Genomic DNA, 14,874 nt, shown 5'->3' on the forward strand with positions numbered 1-14,874 from the left:
TCACATGCGCTCGGGCGCGCTCACCCCGAGCAGGTCGAGGCCGTTGCGCAGCACCTGGCCGGTGGCGTCGTTCAGCCACAGGCGGGTGCGGTGAACGGGCTCGACGGGCGCATCGCCCAGCGGCGTCACGCGGCAGTTGTCGTACCAGCGGTGATACAGGCCCGCGAGCTCCTCGAGGTAGCGCGCGACGCGGTGCGGCTCGCGCACCTCGGCGGCGAACGCCACGATGCGCGGGAACTCCTGCAGCGCACCGAGCAGCGCCGCCTCGGTCTCGTGCGTGAGCAGCTCGGGAGCGAACTCGGAGCGGTCGACGCCCGAATCGGCGGCGTTGCGCCCCACGTTGTGCGTGCGGGCGTGTGCGTACTGCACGTAGAACACCGGGTTGTCGTTTGTGCGCTTGCGCAGCAGCTCGGGGTCGAGGTCGAGCGGCGAGTCGGCCGGCGAGCGCTCGAGCGAGTAGCGCAGCGCATCCGTGCCGATCCACTCGATGATGTCGTCCATCTCGATGATGTTCCCCGCGCGCTTCGACAGGCGGGCGCCGTTGATCGAGACCATCTGGCCGATCAGCACCTCGATGTTCTTCTGCGGATCCTCGCCCGCCGCGCCGGCGAGGGCCTTCAGGCGGTGGACGTAGCCGTGGTGGTCGGCGCCCAGCAGGTAGATCTTGTCGGCCCAGCCGCGGTCGCTCTTGCTGAGGTAGTACGCGGCATCCGCGGCGAAGTACGTGTACTCGCCGTTCGAACGGCGGATGACGCGGTCCTTGTCGTCCCCGAAGTCGGTCGTGCGCACCCAGACCGCGCCCTCTTCGTCGAACACGTGGCCCTGCGCGCGGAGGCGGTCGACGGCCTGGTCGATCAGGCTCGGACCCCCGTCGGGGCCCGGGGCGTGCAGCGTGCGCTCGGAGAACCACTCGTCGAACGTCACGTTGAACGCCGCGAGCGAGGCCTTGATCTCGGCGAGCTGCAGCGGGTAGGCGACGTCGCGGGCGACCTCGACCTGCTCGTCGCGCGACAGCGAGAGGAGGTCGGGACGCTCGGCCAGCACCTTGCGGCCGAGCTCGTCGATGTACTCGCCCGAGTAGCCGCCCTCCGGCTTCTCCTCACCGTGGATCGACGCGACGATCGAGGCGCCGAAGCGCTCCATCTGGGCGCCGGCGTCGTTGATGTAGTACTCGCGGGCGACGGTGGCGCCGCTGAACGCGAGCAGGCGCGCGATCGCGTCCCCGAGGGCCGCCCAGCGCGTGTGCGCGATGTGAAGCGGGCCCGTGGGGTTCGCGCTGACGAACTCGACGTTGATCGTGTTGCCCGCCTGCGACTCGTTGCGGCCGTACTGGTCGCCCGCGTCGACGATGGTCTTCGCCAGCGCGCCGGCCGCCCCCGCCTCGAGGCGGATGTTGATGAAGCCGGGGCCCGCGACCTCGACGCTCGCGACGCCCTCGGCGATGGTCAGGCCGTCGGCGATCTCCTGCGCGAGCTCGCGCGGGTTCGTCCCGAGCGGCTTCGCGAGCTTCATCGCGAGGTTCGTCGCCCAGTCGCCGTGGTCGCGGTTGCGGGGGCGCTCGAGGGTCACGTCCGCTGCCGTCAGCTGCAGCGCCTCGTCGGGACGTCGGCGGGCCGCGATCGGCGTGACGACGGCGAGCAGGGCGGAGGCGAGGGCATCGGGAGTCATAGCCCGTCAATCCTACGGCTCGCGCATGGGGCCAACCCGCGAGCCCGCGACCGCCGCTGGGCGGGACGCCGCGCACGCTGCGCCATCGCCCGTTCAGCCGGATCCCTTACCCTACTTCGCATGGCGTCCGTGACCCGTCCCAGTCGCGCCGCCGTCGCCCTTCTCGTGACGGCGGTGGTCGCCGTCCTCGCAGCCGTGGCCGCCGGGGTCCTGCGTCCGTGGGCGGCCCCCGTCGCGGAGGTGCAGCAGGCGTCGGCCGAGCAGTCCGTCATCACTCCGGCAACGATCCGTCTTCCGGATCAGCCGAGGGTCCTCGTCTTCGGCGACTCCTGGACGTACGGGTCGGCGGCGACGCCCATCCATCGCGGCTACGCGTACGTGCTGGCGGAGCTGCTGGGCGGCACGACCGTCGTCGACGGCGGGCGCGGCAGCGGCTATCTCCGTCCCGGCATCGACCGGCCCGACTTCGCGACCCGCATCGCGGCGCTCGATCCGACCGCCGACTACGACCTCATCGTGATCCAGGGCTCGATCAACGACCGTCACTCACCGGCGCAGGGCTATCCGACCGCCGTGAACGCAGCGTGGGACGAGCTCGTGCGGATCTACCCCGACGCGCCCGTCGTGGTGCTGGGACCGGCGCCGCAGGTGCTGCCGGTGGAGCCGGCCACCGCGCGCATCGACCGTGATCTCGCCTCGCTCGCGGCCGACCGGCAGTGGTGGTACATCTCTCCCATCCGGGATCAGTGGATCACGCCCGAGAACTACGCGACGGTGATCGACACGAGCGAGCTCGGCCGCGACCACCCCTCCGTCGCGGGCCACGCCTATCTGGCGCAGCGGCTCGCGGAGGCCCTGCACGAGATCACGGATCCCGTCACGAGCGTCGAGGCATCCGACGGCGAGGCGGCCGAGCCGGTCGCTCCCGCCCTCCCCTGACGGGCACGGCAGGCGCAGCCGGATCCGGCTGATAACCTTGACCGGTACGCGCCCGTAGCTCAGTGGATAGAGCATTGGCTTCCGGTGCCAAGGGTCGGGGGTTCGAATCCCTTCGGGCGCACACACAGACGGGCCGTCCCCTCGGGACGGCCCGTCTCGCATCCCGGGACCGACGTGTCCGGGCCGGACACGGAAGAAGGGCCGCACCTGATCGGTGCGGCCCTTCTCGGTTTCAGCGGTCCGAGGCCCGATGCCCTTCTCCCGTCCCAAGGTGGGGCAGGCGCTCAGCCGCCGTCGCCGTTGCCCGGCGTCCCCACGCCGGATCTCCCATTCCCGTTCCCATTCCCATGGGTCTTGTCGCCCGATCCGGCGTGCGCGGGGACGTTTCCCTGCGACGATCCGTTCGGGCCTTGGTCCTGTGCCGCGCCCTGCGGGGCGACGGGCTGCTTCTTGTCGGCCGGCTGCGGCGCCGGGCCTTCGACGGCCGTCTCGGCCGTGACGTCGGCGTCCGCCGTCCGGTCGGGTGTCTCCAGCTGGCGCACGTGCGTCGTGGAGGGCTCGAGCATCGCGGTGACACCCCAGTGTCCGAGGCCGATCACTGCCACGCCGGCGCCCGCGAGGGCGAGGCGTCCGAGCATCGTGCGGCGCGCGTGGCGCCGGCGGCGGTCTCGTGTCCGGAAGGCCGCGGCCTCGATGGGCACGGGGCGCGTCGGCACATCCTCGACCTGCGCGACCGCGGTGGGCACGGGCTCGGCGACGGGCGCTGCGGCGGTGGGCGCTGCGGCGACCGGCACCGCGGCCTGGGCGGTCGCGTCCGCCTCGACCACCGCGGCATCCGCGGGGGTCAGCGCGCCAGCCCGCTCGGCGACCTCCAGGGCCGTCGGGCGCTCGGCCGGATCCGTCGCGGTCATCGCCGTCAGCAGCGAACGCCAGCCGTACCCGAACCCGGCGGGCACCTCGGGCGGCGTGTGAAGGCGCGCGATCGCCGCCTCGATCGGTGTGGTCTGCGGGAAGGCACGGCGGCCCGTGAGGGCCTCGATCAGCACGAGTCCCAGCGCGTAGATGTCGGAGGCGGGCGACGGCTGCGCGCCGCGCGCCTGCTCGGGCGAGAAATACGCGGCGGTGCCCACGGCCATGCCGGGGGTCGTCATGCGCGCGGCGTCGACCAGGTAGGCGATGCCGAAGTCGGCGAGCATCGCCTGGAAGGGACGTCCGTGCGCCGAGCGGAGCAGCACGTTCGGCGGCTTGATGTCGCGGTGGATGACGCCGGCGGCGTGGACGGCGTCGAGCCCCTCGGCGAGGTCGACTGCGATGTGAGCCACGTGGTGCGGCGCCATGGGCCCTCGGGCGATCGTGTCGGCGAGCGTGCCGCCGTCGACGTACTCGAGCACGAGGTAGCCGGATCCGTCGGGGAGCGTGTCGGCGTCGTAGAGCGTCACGAGAGAGGGGTGGCTGAGCGAGGCGAGAAGTCGCGTCTCCGAGTCGCGCCGCGCGCGATCCACCTGATCCGTCGCCGCGGCGGGGAACAGCTTGATCGCGACGGTGCGGCCGAGGAACTCGTCGGAGGCGCGGTAGACCCGTCCCATTCCGCCTTGTCCGACGAGCTCCTCGAGCCTGTAGCGACCCCCCAGAAGATCACCACCTGCGCCATGACCAGCGGGCACATCCATGGCGGGGATCGCCCCCGACCCCGCCTCGCAGATGTTCGCTGATGTCATGTCTCAAGGATGCCGTGCCCCGCGATTTCGCCCGAAAGGCTTGACACCTCGGGACTGGTCGTGCATGCGCGATCCGGGGCTGCGCGACGGTCCCGAGGGATCAGCGGCCGACGGCGTAGCCCTGCGCGCCGCGCGGGTTCGCGGCGGCGCCGAGCAGGCCCGATGCCGGATCGCGCGTCACGGCGGACAGGCGCCCGAGCGCCCAGTCGCCCGCGCGCGTGACGACGTGGCCACGAGACTCGAGCCCCGCGATCACCTCGGCGCCGAGTCGGTCCTCCACCACCGCGCCGCCCGGGGTCCAGGTGCGCGGCCAGAACGAGCCGTGCATCGACGTCGTGTGCAGCGCGGGCGCATCGATCGCCTGCTGCGGCGTGTACCCGCCGACGAGCACCCGCAGCAGCATCAGCAGCTGCCACTGATCCTGCTGGTCCCCGCCCGGCGATCCGAGTGCGATGACCGGCGCGCCGTCGCGCAGTACGAGCGTCGGCGTCAGAGTCGTGCGCGGGCGTCTCCCCGGCCGCAGGCGCGACGGCGACCGCTCGTCGAGCCAGGACATCTGCAGCCGTGTGCCGAGGCAGAAGCCGAGCTCCGGGATCTCGGGCGATGACTGCAGCCAGCCGCCAGACGGCGTCGCCGAGACGATGTTGCCCCAGCGATCGACGACGTCCAGATGGCAGGTGTCGCCGCGCGTGACGCCCCGCGCATCGGTCTCGAGTGCGTCGACCTTCAGCGTCGGCTCCCCCACCCCGCCCACTCCCGGCTCGTAGGTCTCGCGCAGCAGAGGAAGGTGCGGTTCCGGCCGACCCGGCACCGTCCCCGGACGCACCTCATGGGAGGCGGCGTCGCCGATCAGCGCCCGGCGCTCCGCCGCGTACTCCTCCGAGAGCAGATGGGCGAGCAGCTCCGGGTCGACGTCCTCGCCGTACCAGGCGTCGCGATCCGCGAGCGCGAGCTTCAACGCCTCGAGGATCGTGTGCGCGCCGATCTCGGTGGACGGGTCGAGCCGGGCGTCGTCGAAGCCGTCGAGGATCTGCAGAGCCTGCAGCAGCACCGGCCCCTGTCCCCACGGCCCGGTCTTCGCGATCGTGTGGCCGCGGAACTCGATCGAGACCGCCGGCTCACACGACGCCTCGAACGCGGCGACATCCTGTGCCGTGATCACGCCGGCGTGGTCCGCGCCGTCGGAGTGCCGGTGCGGGGTGCGCGCGAAGTCCTCGGCCGCGCGGCCCACGCGCTCGCGCCACAGCGCCCGCGCGGCATCGATCCCCGCCTCGCGGGCGAGACCCGCCGCGGCCGATGCAAGCTCGCGCAGCAGCCCGCCGTAAGTGCGCGAGAAGACGATCTCGCCCGGCTGCGGGATCCGGCCCTCCGGCATCCAGCGATCCGCCGACGTCGTCCAGTGCTCGCGGAACAGCTGCTCGACCTGGCCGATCGTCGTGCAGACGTTCCGCAGGACGGGATGCCCGCCGAGGGCATAGTCGATCGCGTACTCGAGGACGTCGCCGAGGGCCCAGGTGCCGTGGTCGCGCAGCAGCAGGAGCCAGGCGTCCACCGCTCCGGGCACGGCCGCGGCGAGCGCCCCGGCGCCGGGCACGAGGTCGAGACCCTCGGCACGGACGTGCGCGATCGTCGCCGCCGCGGGTGCCGGTCCCTGGCCCATCAGCACCACGGGGGTCGGGTCGTCGGCGGTGGCGAAGACCGCCGTCATGTCGCCGCCCGGCCCGTTCAGGTGCGGCTCGACCACGTGCAGCACGAACGCCGCCGCCGTTGCCGCGTCGAACGCGTTGCCGCCCCGCTCGAGCACCGCCTGGGCGCTCGAGCTCGCCAGCCAGTGCGTCGAGGCCACCATGCCGAAGCGACCGGACAGATCGGGGCGGGTGAGGTGCGTGGGCGGCGGCGGGAAGCTCATCCCCTCAGTCAACCAGGGACGCGTCGCCCCGGATCAGACCAGGAACAGGCCGTCGAGCAGGCCGGGATTGTGTCCGTGGACGAGCACGGCGAACACGACCGCGTCGAACAGCAGGTGCACGGTCACCACGTACGCGAGCGATCGCGTGCGCAGGAAGATCAGTCCCTGCAGCAGCGCGAACGGGATCGTGAGCAGGGGCCCCCACTCGCGATAGCCGAGCTCCCACAGGAACGAGACGAACACGATCGCCTGCAGCGGATTGGCCGCCACGTCGGGAAGGTGCCGCCGCAGCAGCGCGAACACCGTGCAGATGAAGAACAGCTCGTCCCAGATGCCGACGGCGCCGACGCCGACGAACAGCCGGGCGATGAGATCCGGGGTGTCGACGACCGGCCAGTTCAGGTAGACGCCGCTGGAGATGAAATAGAACGGCAGGATGAGCCACCCGAGCGCGAGCACCGCCACGAGCCAGCCCCACTGAAGCCGCCCCCAGCGCCCGCCGCCGCGCCACGGGAACCGGATCGCGTGATCCCGGTAGACGAAACGCGAGATCACATACGGCACCGCGACGGCCCCGCCGAGCACCAGACCGAAGCGCAGGATCGAGAGGTTGTCGAGCTTCGCCTCGAGCGACATGGAGCTGACGATCAGCAGCCCCGCAGCGATGAGCGACAGGTCGCGCGTGAGGCCGACCTCGCGACGGATGCCGTCCGGATCCCGGCGATCCGCGACGACCGCCACCGCGAGTCCGGCGACAAGGAGGATGGCCCCGAGCCACCAGATCCGCAGGACGTAGAACGCCGGCGCCGACAGGCACACGAGCAGCGCGCCGGCGAGGACGAGCGGATCGACGCGCGTCGCGTGGGTGCCGTGCGTGCGGGCCATGTCAGGCCCGGGCCACGCGGCGGTAGGCGAGGTCGCGGATCTCGCGCCCCTTGTTCAGGCCCTTGCGCTCGAACGCGGTCATGACGCGGCCGTCGAAACGCGGCGCCCAGTCGCCGTCGAAGGCGCGCTCGAATTCGGGCTCGGCGTCGAGCACCTCGCACATCTGCAGCGCGTAGTCCTCCCAGTCGGTCGCGAGGCGCAGCACGCCGCCGTCACGCAGGGCCCGGCCCGCGATCGCGCCGAACCCCTCCTTGACCAGGCGGCGCTTGTTGTGGCGGCTCTTGTGCCACGGGTCGGGGAAGAACACCCAGACCTCGTCCGCGGACGCCTCGGGCAGCAGGGTCTCGAGCACCTCGGGCGCGTTCGCCTCCACGAGGCGCAGGTTCCTCGCCCCGGCGCGGTCGGCGTCGAGCATCGTGCGCGCGAGGCCCGCCCGGAACACCTCGACGGCGAGGAAGTCCCGCTCGGGATGCGCCGTCGCGGCCGCGACGATCGCGTGTCCCTGGCCGGATCCGATCTCCACCGTCAGAGGGGCCTCGCGGCGGTACACGTCGGCGGGAACGAGGCGCGCGTCCGCGTGCACGGACGTCGAGGCGACATCCCGCGGCACGTCGAAGAGGTAGAAGGGGGCGAGCTCGCTCCACGCGCGCTCCTGGGCCTCCGACATCCGGCCGCTGCGCCGCACGAACGACACGGGCTTCGTGCGGAACGTCGGCGCGGGCTCGGGAAGGTCTTCGGGCATCCCTCAAGCGTAGGCGGCGCGGCTCCGGCACGCCCGCCGGGGCGCTGCCGGGTCGCGCTGCGCTCATCCTGTCCCGCGTTCAGGGGACGCGGGGCGGATGTCCTCTCGTGCGCCCGACACGCGCGCATCCGTCCCGCTCCCCCTGACGCCGGCACCGACCCCGAGCCCGGTGGTCGGTGGCGCCGCCCAGTCGCCGGGTGCGCCGGGGCGCGATGTCATTCGTGAGCCTCGCGTGCCCCACCCGCCCCGTGGATCCGACGACCGAGCGGCCGATCCGACGACTGGGTGCCGTCAGGGCGTCGTGACGAAGTCGATCAGCTCCTCGACGCGGCCGAGCAGCGTCGGCTCGATGTCGCGGAAGGTCGTGACCTTCGACAGGATGTGCTGCCACGCGCGGGCGGTGTCGGCCTGCTCGGCGTGCGGCCAGCCGAGGCGGCGGCAGACGCCCTTCTTCCAGTCCTCGCCCTTCGGCACCTCCGGCCAGGCCCTGATGCCGACCGAGGCCGGCTTGACGCACTGCCAGACGTCGATGAACGGATGCCCGACGATCCGCATGTGCGCGCCGTGCGGTCCCTGCTCGAGCGCGCGGGCGATCCGCTGCTCCTTCGACCCGGGCACGAGGTGATCGACGAGAACGCCGTAGCGGCGGCCCGGTCCGGGCGGCTCGTCGCGCAGCAGCTCGGGGAGCTTGTCGACGCCCTCGAGGAACTCGACCGCGACGCCCTCGACCCGCAGGTCCGCGCCCCACACCTTCTCGACGAGCTCGGCGTCGTGCTTTCCCTCGACGAGGATGCGGTGCGGCAGCGCGACGCGCGCCCGCTGGTCATCGACGACGAAGGATCCGGATGCCGTGCGTCGGCGGCCCTGCGGCTGCGCCTGCGGCACGACGAGCTCGACCGGCTCGCCGTCGATGAGGAAGCCGCGCCCCATCGGGAAGATGCGGCGACGCCCCTTGAAGTCCTCGAGCTCGACGGTGCCGGCCTCGCGCCGGGTGATCGCGCCGCAGAAGCCGTCGACCGCGACCTCGACGACGAGGTCGATCTCCGCCGGGACCTTCGGCACCTGCTTCGCGCCCCGGGTCTGCCAGCCCTTCGCCAGCACGTCGGTTCCGTATCGGTCGTCCATCCGTCCCAGCCTACGGAGCCGGCGGCGCCACGCCCTGAGCGACGGGGCGCGCCGCCTCGCTTCCGCGCAGCGCGAACAGCGCCGCGCCGAACTCCCCTTCTGCACATGCCGCCAGGTGCATAGGATCGTGACCGACGGCCGATCCGATCCCGAGGCTCGGCCTGGAGGGGGTTGCGCGATGCGAGCGCGGGGAACGATGGCGTTGCGCGGGTTCGCCGTGCTGGGGCTCGTGTCGGCGTCGATGCTCGGAGCGCTGCCCGCCTCCGCCGAGGAGCCCGTGGAGCTCGGCTCGGGCTACGTGTTCGACGGATCCGACGTCCTCAGCGACGCCGAGGAGGCCGCGGCACAGCAGCGGCTCGAGCAGCTCTCGGCCGACACGGGACTCGACCTGTGGGTCGTGTACGTCGACACCTTCGAGAACCCCACCGACCGGGTGGCGTGGGCGAACGACACCGCGGTCCTCAATCAGCTCGGCGAGGACCAGTACCTCCTTGCCATCTCGACCGAGGGGCGCGCGCTGTTCATCTCGGCACCGGAGGGCGGCCCCGTCTCGGATGCCCGCCTCGGCCAGATCGAGACGAGCGTCGGGGAGGCGATCGGCACCGACGACTGGGCGGCGGCAGTGGACGCCGCGGCGGAAGGTTTCAGTGACGGCGGAGCAGGCGGCTCGGCACTCCCCTGGGTCATCGGCGGCGCGGTCGGAGTCGCGGCCATCGGCGGCACCGCCTGGGCGCTGACCCGGCGCCGCAAGGGCGAGACCGCCGCGCCGGGCAGCGGGCCCGTGATCGCTCCCGAGCTGACGACCGAGGAGATCGCGCGACGCGCGGCGTCGGCGCTGGTCGCCACGGACGACGCGGTGCGCGCGAGCGAGCAGGAGCTCGGCTTCGCCGTCGCGCAGTTCGGGACCGAGGCGACGGGCGAGTTCGAGAAGGCGCTGCAGGACGCGAAGACGAACCTCGCGCAGGCGTTCGAGCTCAAGCAGCGCCTCGATGACCACGAGAAGGACTCCGAGCAGGATGTGCGCGCGTGGAACGCCGAGATCATCCGGCTCTGCGAGGCGGCGGCGACGACGCTGGATCAGAAGCAGGCGGCGTTCACCGAGCTGCGCCGCATCGAGCAGGACGCTCCGGCCGCCCTGGGCGAGGCGCAGCGCCGACGGGCGGCGGCCGACGGCACGGCGGCGCGCGCGGCGACCGCGCTCGCCGACCTGCAGGGCCGCTACGCGCCCGACGCCCTGGCGACCGTCGCCGACAACCCCGCGCAGATCGAGGCGCGGCTCGCCTTCGCGGACGAGCAGATCGCCCAGGCCGAGCAGCTCGTGGGTGCCGGGGACGGCGGTGAGGCGGCGGTCGCGATCCGCGCGGCCGAGCAGGCGATCGCGCAGTCCGCGGCGCTCGAGAAGGCACTGGCCGACCTCGGCGCGACGCTCGGGGCCGCCGAGCAGCAGGCGGCGGCGCTCGTCGCCGACCTGCAGCAGGACCTCGCGCGGGCGAGGACGCTGCCGGCGACCGGGGACGTCGCCGCCGCGATCGCCGCGACCGAGCAGGCCGTCGCGCGCGCCTCGGAGAACCTCTCGGGGTCGTCGCGCAGCCCGCAGGGCCTGCTCGCCGCCCTGCAGCAGGCGAACGAGCAGATCGACGGCGTCGTGGGCAACGCGCAGCGCGCGCAGCAGATGCTGGGGCAGACCCTGCTGCAGGCGCGCAGCCAGGTCACCGGGGCCGAGGAGTTCATCGCCTCCCGGCGAGGCGCGGTCGGCGCCGAGGCCCGCACGCGGCTCGCGGAGGCCGGCGCCGAGCTCGCCCGCGCGGAGGCGCTGCAGACGGGGGATCCTGCGCAGGCCCTGCAGCGGGCGCAGCGCGCCCTGCAGCTCGCGTCCGAGGCGAGCCGCCTCGCGCAGGCCGACGTGCAGTCGGCCGACTGGGGCGGCGGACTCGGCGGCGGCATGGGCGGAGGGATGCTCGGCGGCGGGATGCTCGGTGGCGGACGCAGCGGCGGCGGAATGGTCGACGGGCTCGTCGGCGGCCTCATCGGCGGTCTGATCAGCGGTGGCATGGGCGGTGGCTCGTCGCGCTCCGGATCCAGCGGCTGGGGCGGCGGGCTCGGGGGCGGACTCGGCGGAAGCCTCGGCGGCATGCTCGGCGGCGGGCGCGGACGCTCCTCCCGCGGCGGCGGCATGGGCGGCGGGTTCGGCGGCGGTCGCAGCGGTCGCCGGGGCGGCGGGCGCTTCTGATGCGACGGGCGACCTGTGCGGCGGTGCTCGCGGGCGCCCTCACGCTCGCGCCGCTCGCCGCTGCGGGCGCCGAGCCCGAAGAGCTCGAGTCCGACCACGTCACCGACCGCGCGGGCGTCCTGACCGCCACGGAGGAGCGCCGGCTCGAGGATCGCCTCGCCGCCCTCGCCGAGAAGGACGACCGGCCGGAGCTGTACGTCGTCTTCGTCGACGACTTCGAGGACCCGTCGAACGCGCTGCAGTGGGCCGATCGCACCGCGCAGCTCAACAATCTCGCCCCGGATCAGTACCTGCTCGCGGTCGCGACGGAGGGCCGCGCCGTCGCGATCTCGGCCGAGTACGAGGAGGACGGCGGCGGGCCGCTGTCCGAGGAGCGCGTGCTCGAGATCGAGGACGGCGTGGGCTCCGGCTACTTCGCCGACGAGGACTGGGCGGGCGGCGTCGACTACGCCGCGGCCGAGTTCGACGAGGTGCCCCTGCCGTGGTGGGTGTGGGCTCTCGGGCTCGCGGGGCTCGCGCTCGTGGTCTTCCTCATCGTGCAGTTTGTGCTGCTCGGCCGCCGCAAGGCCGCCCGCGCCCTCGAGCTGCGCACGCTCGAGGGTCAGAAGAAGCGCGCGTCGATCACCCTCGTGCGCACGGATGAGGCCCTGCGCACGAGCGAGCAGGAGCTCGGCTTCGTCACCGCCGAGTTCGGCGAGGAGGCGACCGCGGAGTTCTCCGCCGTGCTGGCCGAGGGGCGCACCAAGCTCGACCGCGCGTTCGAGCTGCAACGGCAGCTGGAGGATGCGACCGAGGACTCGGACGCCGACACACGCTCCTGGACCGACGAGATCCTCGCCCTGTGCGGTCAGGTCGACCGCTCGCTGAAGGAGCGCACGCGCAAGCTCGCAGAGCTGCGGGGGCTCGCGAAGGATGCCGCGACGACGCTCGAGCGCCTCACGAAGGCCCGCACGGACGCGAACTCCCTTGTGGCCGCGGCGGAGGCGAAGCTCGCCGGCCTGGGCACGCTGGTGCCTAGCGAGCGGCTGACGGCCATCGCGGACGACCCCCAGCAGATGCGCGATCAGCTGGAGCACGCCGACCAGTGGCTCGCCCGGCTTCATGAAGCCGCGGCCTCGCGGAAGGCGACCGCCATCTCCACCGCCGTGCACGAGGTCGAGCGCGACCTCGCCGAGGTGGCGGAGCTCCACGCGGCCGTCACCGCGTTCGCCGCGTCGGTCGCGGTCGACGCGCCCGCGGTCGGATCCGGCGCGCCGGCCATCGGCTCCCCTGCCCCGGCGCCGAGCACCCGCGACATCGACCGGGCGGATGCCGCGGTCCGCGCGGCCGAGGCGTCCGTCGCGGCACGTCCCGGTCAGCTGACGGTCGAGGGGCTGTCGACGCTCCGCTCTGCGCGGGAGGAGCTCGCCCTCGGCTGGAAGGCCGCGCGAGACTCCGCGGCGCAGGCGAACCACGCGCGCTCAGCCCTTGCCCTCGCGCAGAAGGTGCAGCGGCTCGCCGGTGAGGCGCGGGCCTTCGCGGCCTCCCGCACTCCGTCTCGTCCGCGTCCGTCCATCCGGTCGTACGCGACGGATCCCGACGAGTCGGGCACCGCGATGAAGGCCGGAATCGGCGCGCTCAGCGGCGGCGCGGCCGGGTTCTTCGCGGGGCTCGGCGTCCTGGGCGACGAGGACGGGTCGGGCGCCGGCCTCGTCGTGCTGTTCATCCTCGGCGGCGCCGTCGTCGGCGCGCTCTCGGGCGCGTTCGGCGGCGACGGCGATGGCGGCGGCGGGTCGTCGTCCGGATGGGGCGGATCGTCGTCCCGCTCCTCCTGGTCGTCGCGGTCGTCGTCCCGCTCCTCCTTCAGCGGAGGATCCTCCCGATCCTCGTCGAGCAGCAGATCGTCCGGGCGCTCCGGCGGCCGGCGCTTCTAGACTCACCATCGAGCCCTCGATCCAACGAACCACCCACGCCAGACGAAAGGCACATCATGGCAAAGCAGTCAATCTTCGGGCGCATCTCGACGCTCATGAAGGCGAACATCAACGCCATCCTCGACCAGGCCGAGGACCCGGAGAAGATGCTCGACCAGCTCGTGCGCGACTACACCAACAACATCGCCGACGCCGAGGCCGCGATCGCCGAGACCATCGGCAACCTGCGTCTGCTCGAGCGCGACCACGCCGAGGACAAGCAGGCAGCGGTCGAGTGGGGCAACAAGGCCATCGCCGCCAGCCGCAAGGCCGACGAGCTGCGCGCGTCGGGCGACACCGTCGACGCCGACAAGTTCGACGCCCTCGCCAAGGTGGCGCTGCAGCGTCAGATCTCGGCCGAGAACGAGGTCAAGGCCACCGCGCCGCAGCTCGAGGCCCAGAACGAGGTCGTCGAGAAGCTCAAGACCGGCCTCAACGGCATGAAGGTCAAGCTCGAGCAGCTGCGCGGCAAGCGCAGCGAGCTGCTGGCCCGCCAGAAGACCGCCGAGGCCCAGACCCGCGTCGTCGACGCGGTCAAGTCGATCGACGTGCTCGACCCGACAAGCGAGCTCGGCCGCTTCGAGGAGAAGGTGCGCCGCGTCGAGGCACGTGCCGCCGGCCAGCAGGAGCTCGCCGCGTCGAGCCTCGACGCCCAGTTCGAGAGCCTCGAGGACCTCGGCGAGCTCACCGAGGTGGAGGCGCGCCTTGCCCAGCTCAAGTCGGGCGGCCAGCCGCAGGGCCAGCTCGGCCAGTAATCCCGTCCCGCCGCAGAGGCCGCGCCCGCTCGGGGTGCGGCCTCTGCCGTTTCCCGCCACCTTTCCGACCGATCCACGGCAGGATGGGGTGATGGCTCGCTTCGTCGTTGTGCCGCAGTGGCAGGGGTCGCCGTCCTCGCGCGCGATGGCGCACATCGACGGCACGGACGCGATCGCGGGCGACCTGCCGCGGTCGGCCTGCACGTTCGTCGAGGTGCCCCTCGAGGCCGGTGAGCCGCTCGGCACCGGCGTGCTGCGGGCGAGCGCGCTCATCCGCACCCGCGAGGCGCTGACCGCCGCGCTGGACGACGTCCCCGCCCCCGCGATCGTGGTGGGCGGCGACTGCTCGGTCTCGGTCGCCGCGATCGGCCACGCGGCCGCGCGGGACGACGGGCCGCTCGCGGTGGTGTGGTTCGACGCGCACGCCGACCTCCACACGCCGGACACATCCCCGAGCGGCGCCTACGCCGGCATGGCGCTGCGCGCCGTGATCGGCCAGGGTCCGGCAGGGCTCACGCTTCCGGATGGCGCCGTGGCGCCCGGCGGCGTGGTGCTGGCGGGGGTGCGCATGCTCGATCCTGAGGAGGACGAGCTGCTCGCCGACTCCGCGATCACGACGCTCGCCCCGTCGGATCTCACCGACCCCAAGGCGCTCGTCGCCGCGGTCGCGGCGACCGGCGCGAGCCGGGTCTACATCCACGTCGATCTGGATGTGCTCGACCCCGCCGACATCGCCGGCGTCTCGTCCCCCGAGCCGTTCGGGGTGACCCCGGCCGCTCTCGTCGCGGCGATCGGCGCGGTGCGCGCACACCTGCCGCTCGCCGGCGCCACCGTCGCCGGCTTCACGCCGCAGACGCCGGCGGCGGCCGTCGAGGACATGGGCGCCATCCTGCGCATCATCGGGGCGCTCGCGTGATGCGCGTGGATCTCGCCGCACGGCACCCACATGCC

At 73.2% G+C, this 14,874-nt stretch carries 11 protein-coding genes and 1 tRNA gene; 6 read left to right on the forward strand and 6 right to left on the reverse strand.

What is annotated here, in order from left to right; translation table 11 throughout:
* On the reverse strand, positions 1-1,668 hold the full coding sequence (gene argS / locus ABD161_RS12900; protein ID WP_135114817.1) for an arginine--tRNA ligase: 1,668 nt from the start codon (positions 1,666-1,668) through the stop codon (positions 1-3).
* A 120-nt stretch (positions 1,669-1,788) separates the two neighbouring features.
* On the opposite strand from argS, the gene ABD161_RS12905 reads away from it, so the two are divergent.
* The gene (locus ABD161_RS12905) at positions 1,789-2,607 is read left to right on the forward strand and encodes an SGNH/GDSL hydrolase family protein (RefSeq protein ID WP_344003605.1); all 819 of its coding nucleotides are present in this window, start codon (positions 1,789-1,791) and stop codon (positions 2,605-2,607) included.
* A 48-nt stretch (positions 2,608-2,655) separates the two neighbouring features.
* Positions 2,656-2,728: transfer RNA gene (locus ABD161_RS12910), tRNA-Arg, on the forward strand.
* Between the two features lie 163 nt (positions 2,729-2,891).
* Here ABD161_RS12910 and ABD161_RS12915 read toward each other — a convergent pair.
* The 5 genes from ABD161_RS12915 to ABD161_RS12935 form a co-directional block, all read right to left on the reverse strand.
* Positions 2,892-4,325: a serine/threonine-protein kinase gene (locus tag ABD161_RS12915; protein WP_344003608.1), complete on the reverse strand. Its 1,434-nt coding sequence runs from the start codon at positions 4,323-4,325 to the stop codon at positions 2,892-2,894.
* Positions 4,326-4,425: 100 nt separating this feature from the next.
* Entirely contained in the window at positions 4,426-6,234 is a 1,809-nt protein-coding gene (locus ABD161_RS12920) for a gamma-glutamyltransferase family protein (protein ID WP_344003612.1), read from the reverse strand.
* A gap of 33 nt (positions 6,235-6,267) precedes the next feature.
* A complete protein-coding gene (locus tag ABD161_RS12925; RefSeq protein ID WP_344003615.1) occupies positions 6,268-7,119 on the reverse strand; it encodes a CPBP family intramembrane glutamic endopeptidase in 852 nt (283 codons plus the stop codon).
* 1 nt (position 7,120) lies between these two features.
* Positions 7,121-7,861 (reverse strand): tRNA (guanosine(46)-N7)-methyltransferase TrmB, encoded by a 741-nt coding sequence (trmB, locus tag ABD161_RS12930; protein WP_344003618.1) that lies wholly within the window; start codon positions 7,859-7,861, stop codon positions 7,121-7,123.
* 291 nt (positions 7,862-8,152) lie between these two features.
* Positions 8,153-8,986, reverse strand: a complete 834-nt coding sequence (locus ABD161_RS12935; protein ID WP_344003623.1) for a DUF3097 domain-containing protein — start codon at positions 8,984-8,986, stop codon at positions 8,153-8,155.
* 178 nt (positions 8,987-9,164) lie between these two features.
* Here ABD161_RS12935 and ABD161_RS12940 point away from each other — a divergent pair, with 178 nt between their 5' ends.
* The 4 genes from ABD161_RS12940 to ABD161_RS12955 all read left to right on the forward strand — a co-directional run bounded on the left by ABD161_RS12940 (position 9,165) and on the right by ABD161_RS12955 (position 14,839).
* Positions 9,165-11,216: a TPM domain-containing protein gene (locus tag ABD161_RS12940; RefSeq protein WP_344003627.1), complete on the forward strand. Its 2,052-nt coding sequence runs from the start codon at positions 9,165-9,167 to the stop codon at positions 11,214-11,216.
* Positions 11,216-13,129, forward strand: a complete 1,914-nt coding sequence (locus tag ABD161_RS12945) for a TPM domain-containing protein (protein ID WP_344003630.1) — start codon at positions 11,216-11,218, stop codon at positions 13,127-13,129. Before ABD161_RS12940 ends, ABD161_RS12945 begins: the two co-directional genes overlap by 1 nt.
* A 56-nt stretch (positions 13,130-13,185) precedes the next feature.
* Entirely contained in the window at positions 13,186-13,923 is a 738-nt protein-coding gene (locus ABD161_RS12950) for a PspA/IM30 family protein (RefSeq protein ID WP_344003634.1), read from the forward strand.
* Between the two features lie 91 nt (positions 13,924-14,014).
* Positions 14,015-14,839 carry an arginase family protein gene (locus ABD161_RS12955; protein ID WP_344003637.1) on the forward strand — a complete coding sequence of 275 codons (825 nt, stop codon included), beginning with the start codon at positions 14,015-14,017 and terminating at the stop codon, positions 14,837-14,839.
* Positions 14,840-14,874: the final 35 nt, after the last annotated feature.

Origin of the sequence: Microbacterium paludicola, from assembly GCF_039529675.1 — a bacterium.
GTDB lineage: Bacteria > Actinomycetota > Actinomycetes > Actinomycetales > Microbacteriaceae > Microbacterium > Microbacterium paludicola.

Excerpts from the sequence above, each read along its gene's own strand:
- argS (WP_135114817.1), bottom strand. The coding sequence starts at position 1,668 with ATGACTCCCGATGCCCTCGCCTCCGCCCTGCTCGCCGTCGTCACGCCG.
- ABD161_RS12905 (WP_344003605.1), top strand. The coding sequence starts at position 1,789 with ATGGCGTCCGTGACCCGTCCCAGTCGCGCCGCCGTCGCCCTTCTCGTG.
- ABD161_RS12915 (WP_344003608.1), bottom strand. The coding sequence starts at position 4,325 with ATGACATCAGCGAACATCTGCGAGGCGGGGTCGGGGGCGATCCCCGCC.
- ABD161_RS12920 (WP_344003612.1), bottom strand. The coding sequence starts at position 6,234 with ATGAGCTTCCCGCCGCCGCCCACGCACCTCACCCGCCCCGATCTGTCC.
- ABD161_RS12925 (WP_344003615.1), bottom strand. The coding sequence starts at position 7,119 with ATGGCCCGCACGCACGGCACCCACGCGACGCGCGTCGATCCGCTCGTC.
- trmB (WP_344003618.1), bottom strand. The coding sequence starts at position 7,861 with ATGCCCGAAGACCTTCCCGAGCCCGCGCCGACGTTCCGCACGAAGCCC.
- ABD161_RS12935 (WP_344003623.1), bottom strand. The coding sequence starts at position 8,986 with ATGGACGACCGATACGGAACCGACGTGCTGGCGAAGGGCTGGCAGACC.
- ABD161_RS12940 (WP_344003627.1), top strand. The coding sequence starts at position 9,165 with ATGCGAGCGCGGGGAACGATGGCGTTGCGCGGGTTCGCCGTGCTGGGG.
- ABD161_RS12945 (WP_344003630.1), top strand. The coding sequence starts at position 11,216 with ATGCGACGGGCGACCTGTGCGGCGGTGCTCGCGGGCGCCCTCACGCTC.
- ABD161_RS12950 (WP_344003634.1), top strand. The coding sequence starts at position 13,186 with ATGGCAAAGCAGTCAATCTTCGGGCGCATCTCGACGCTCATGAAGGCG.
- ABD161_RS12955 (WP_344003637.1), top strand. The coding sequence starts at position 14,015 with ATGGCTCGCTTCGTCGTTGTGCCGCAGTGGCAGGGGTCGCCGTCCTCG.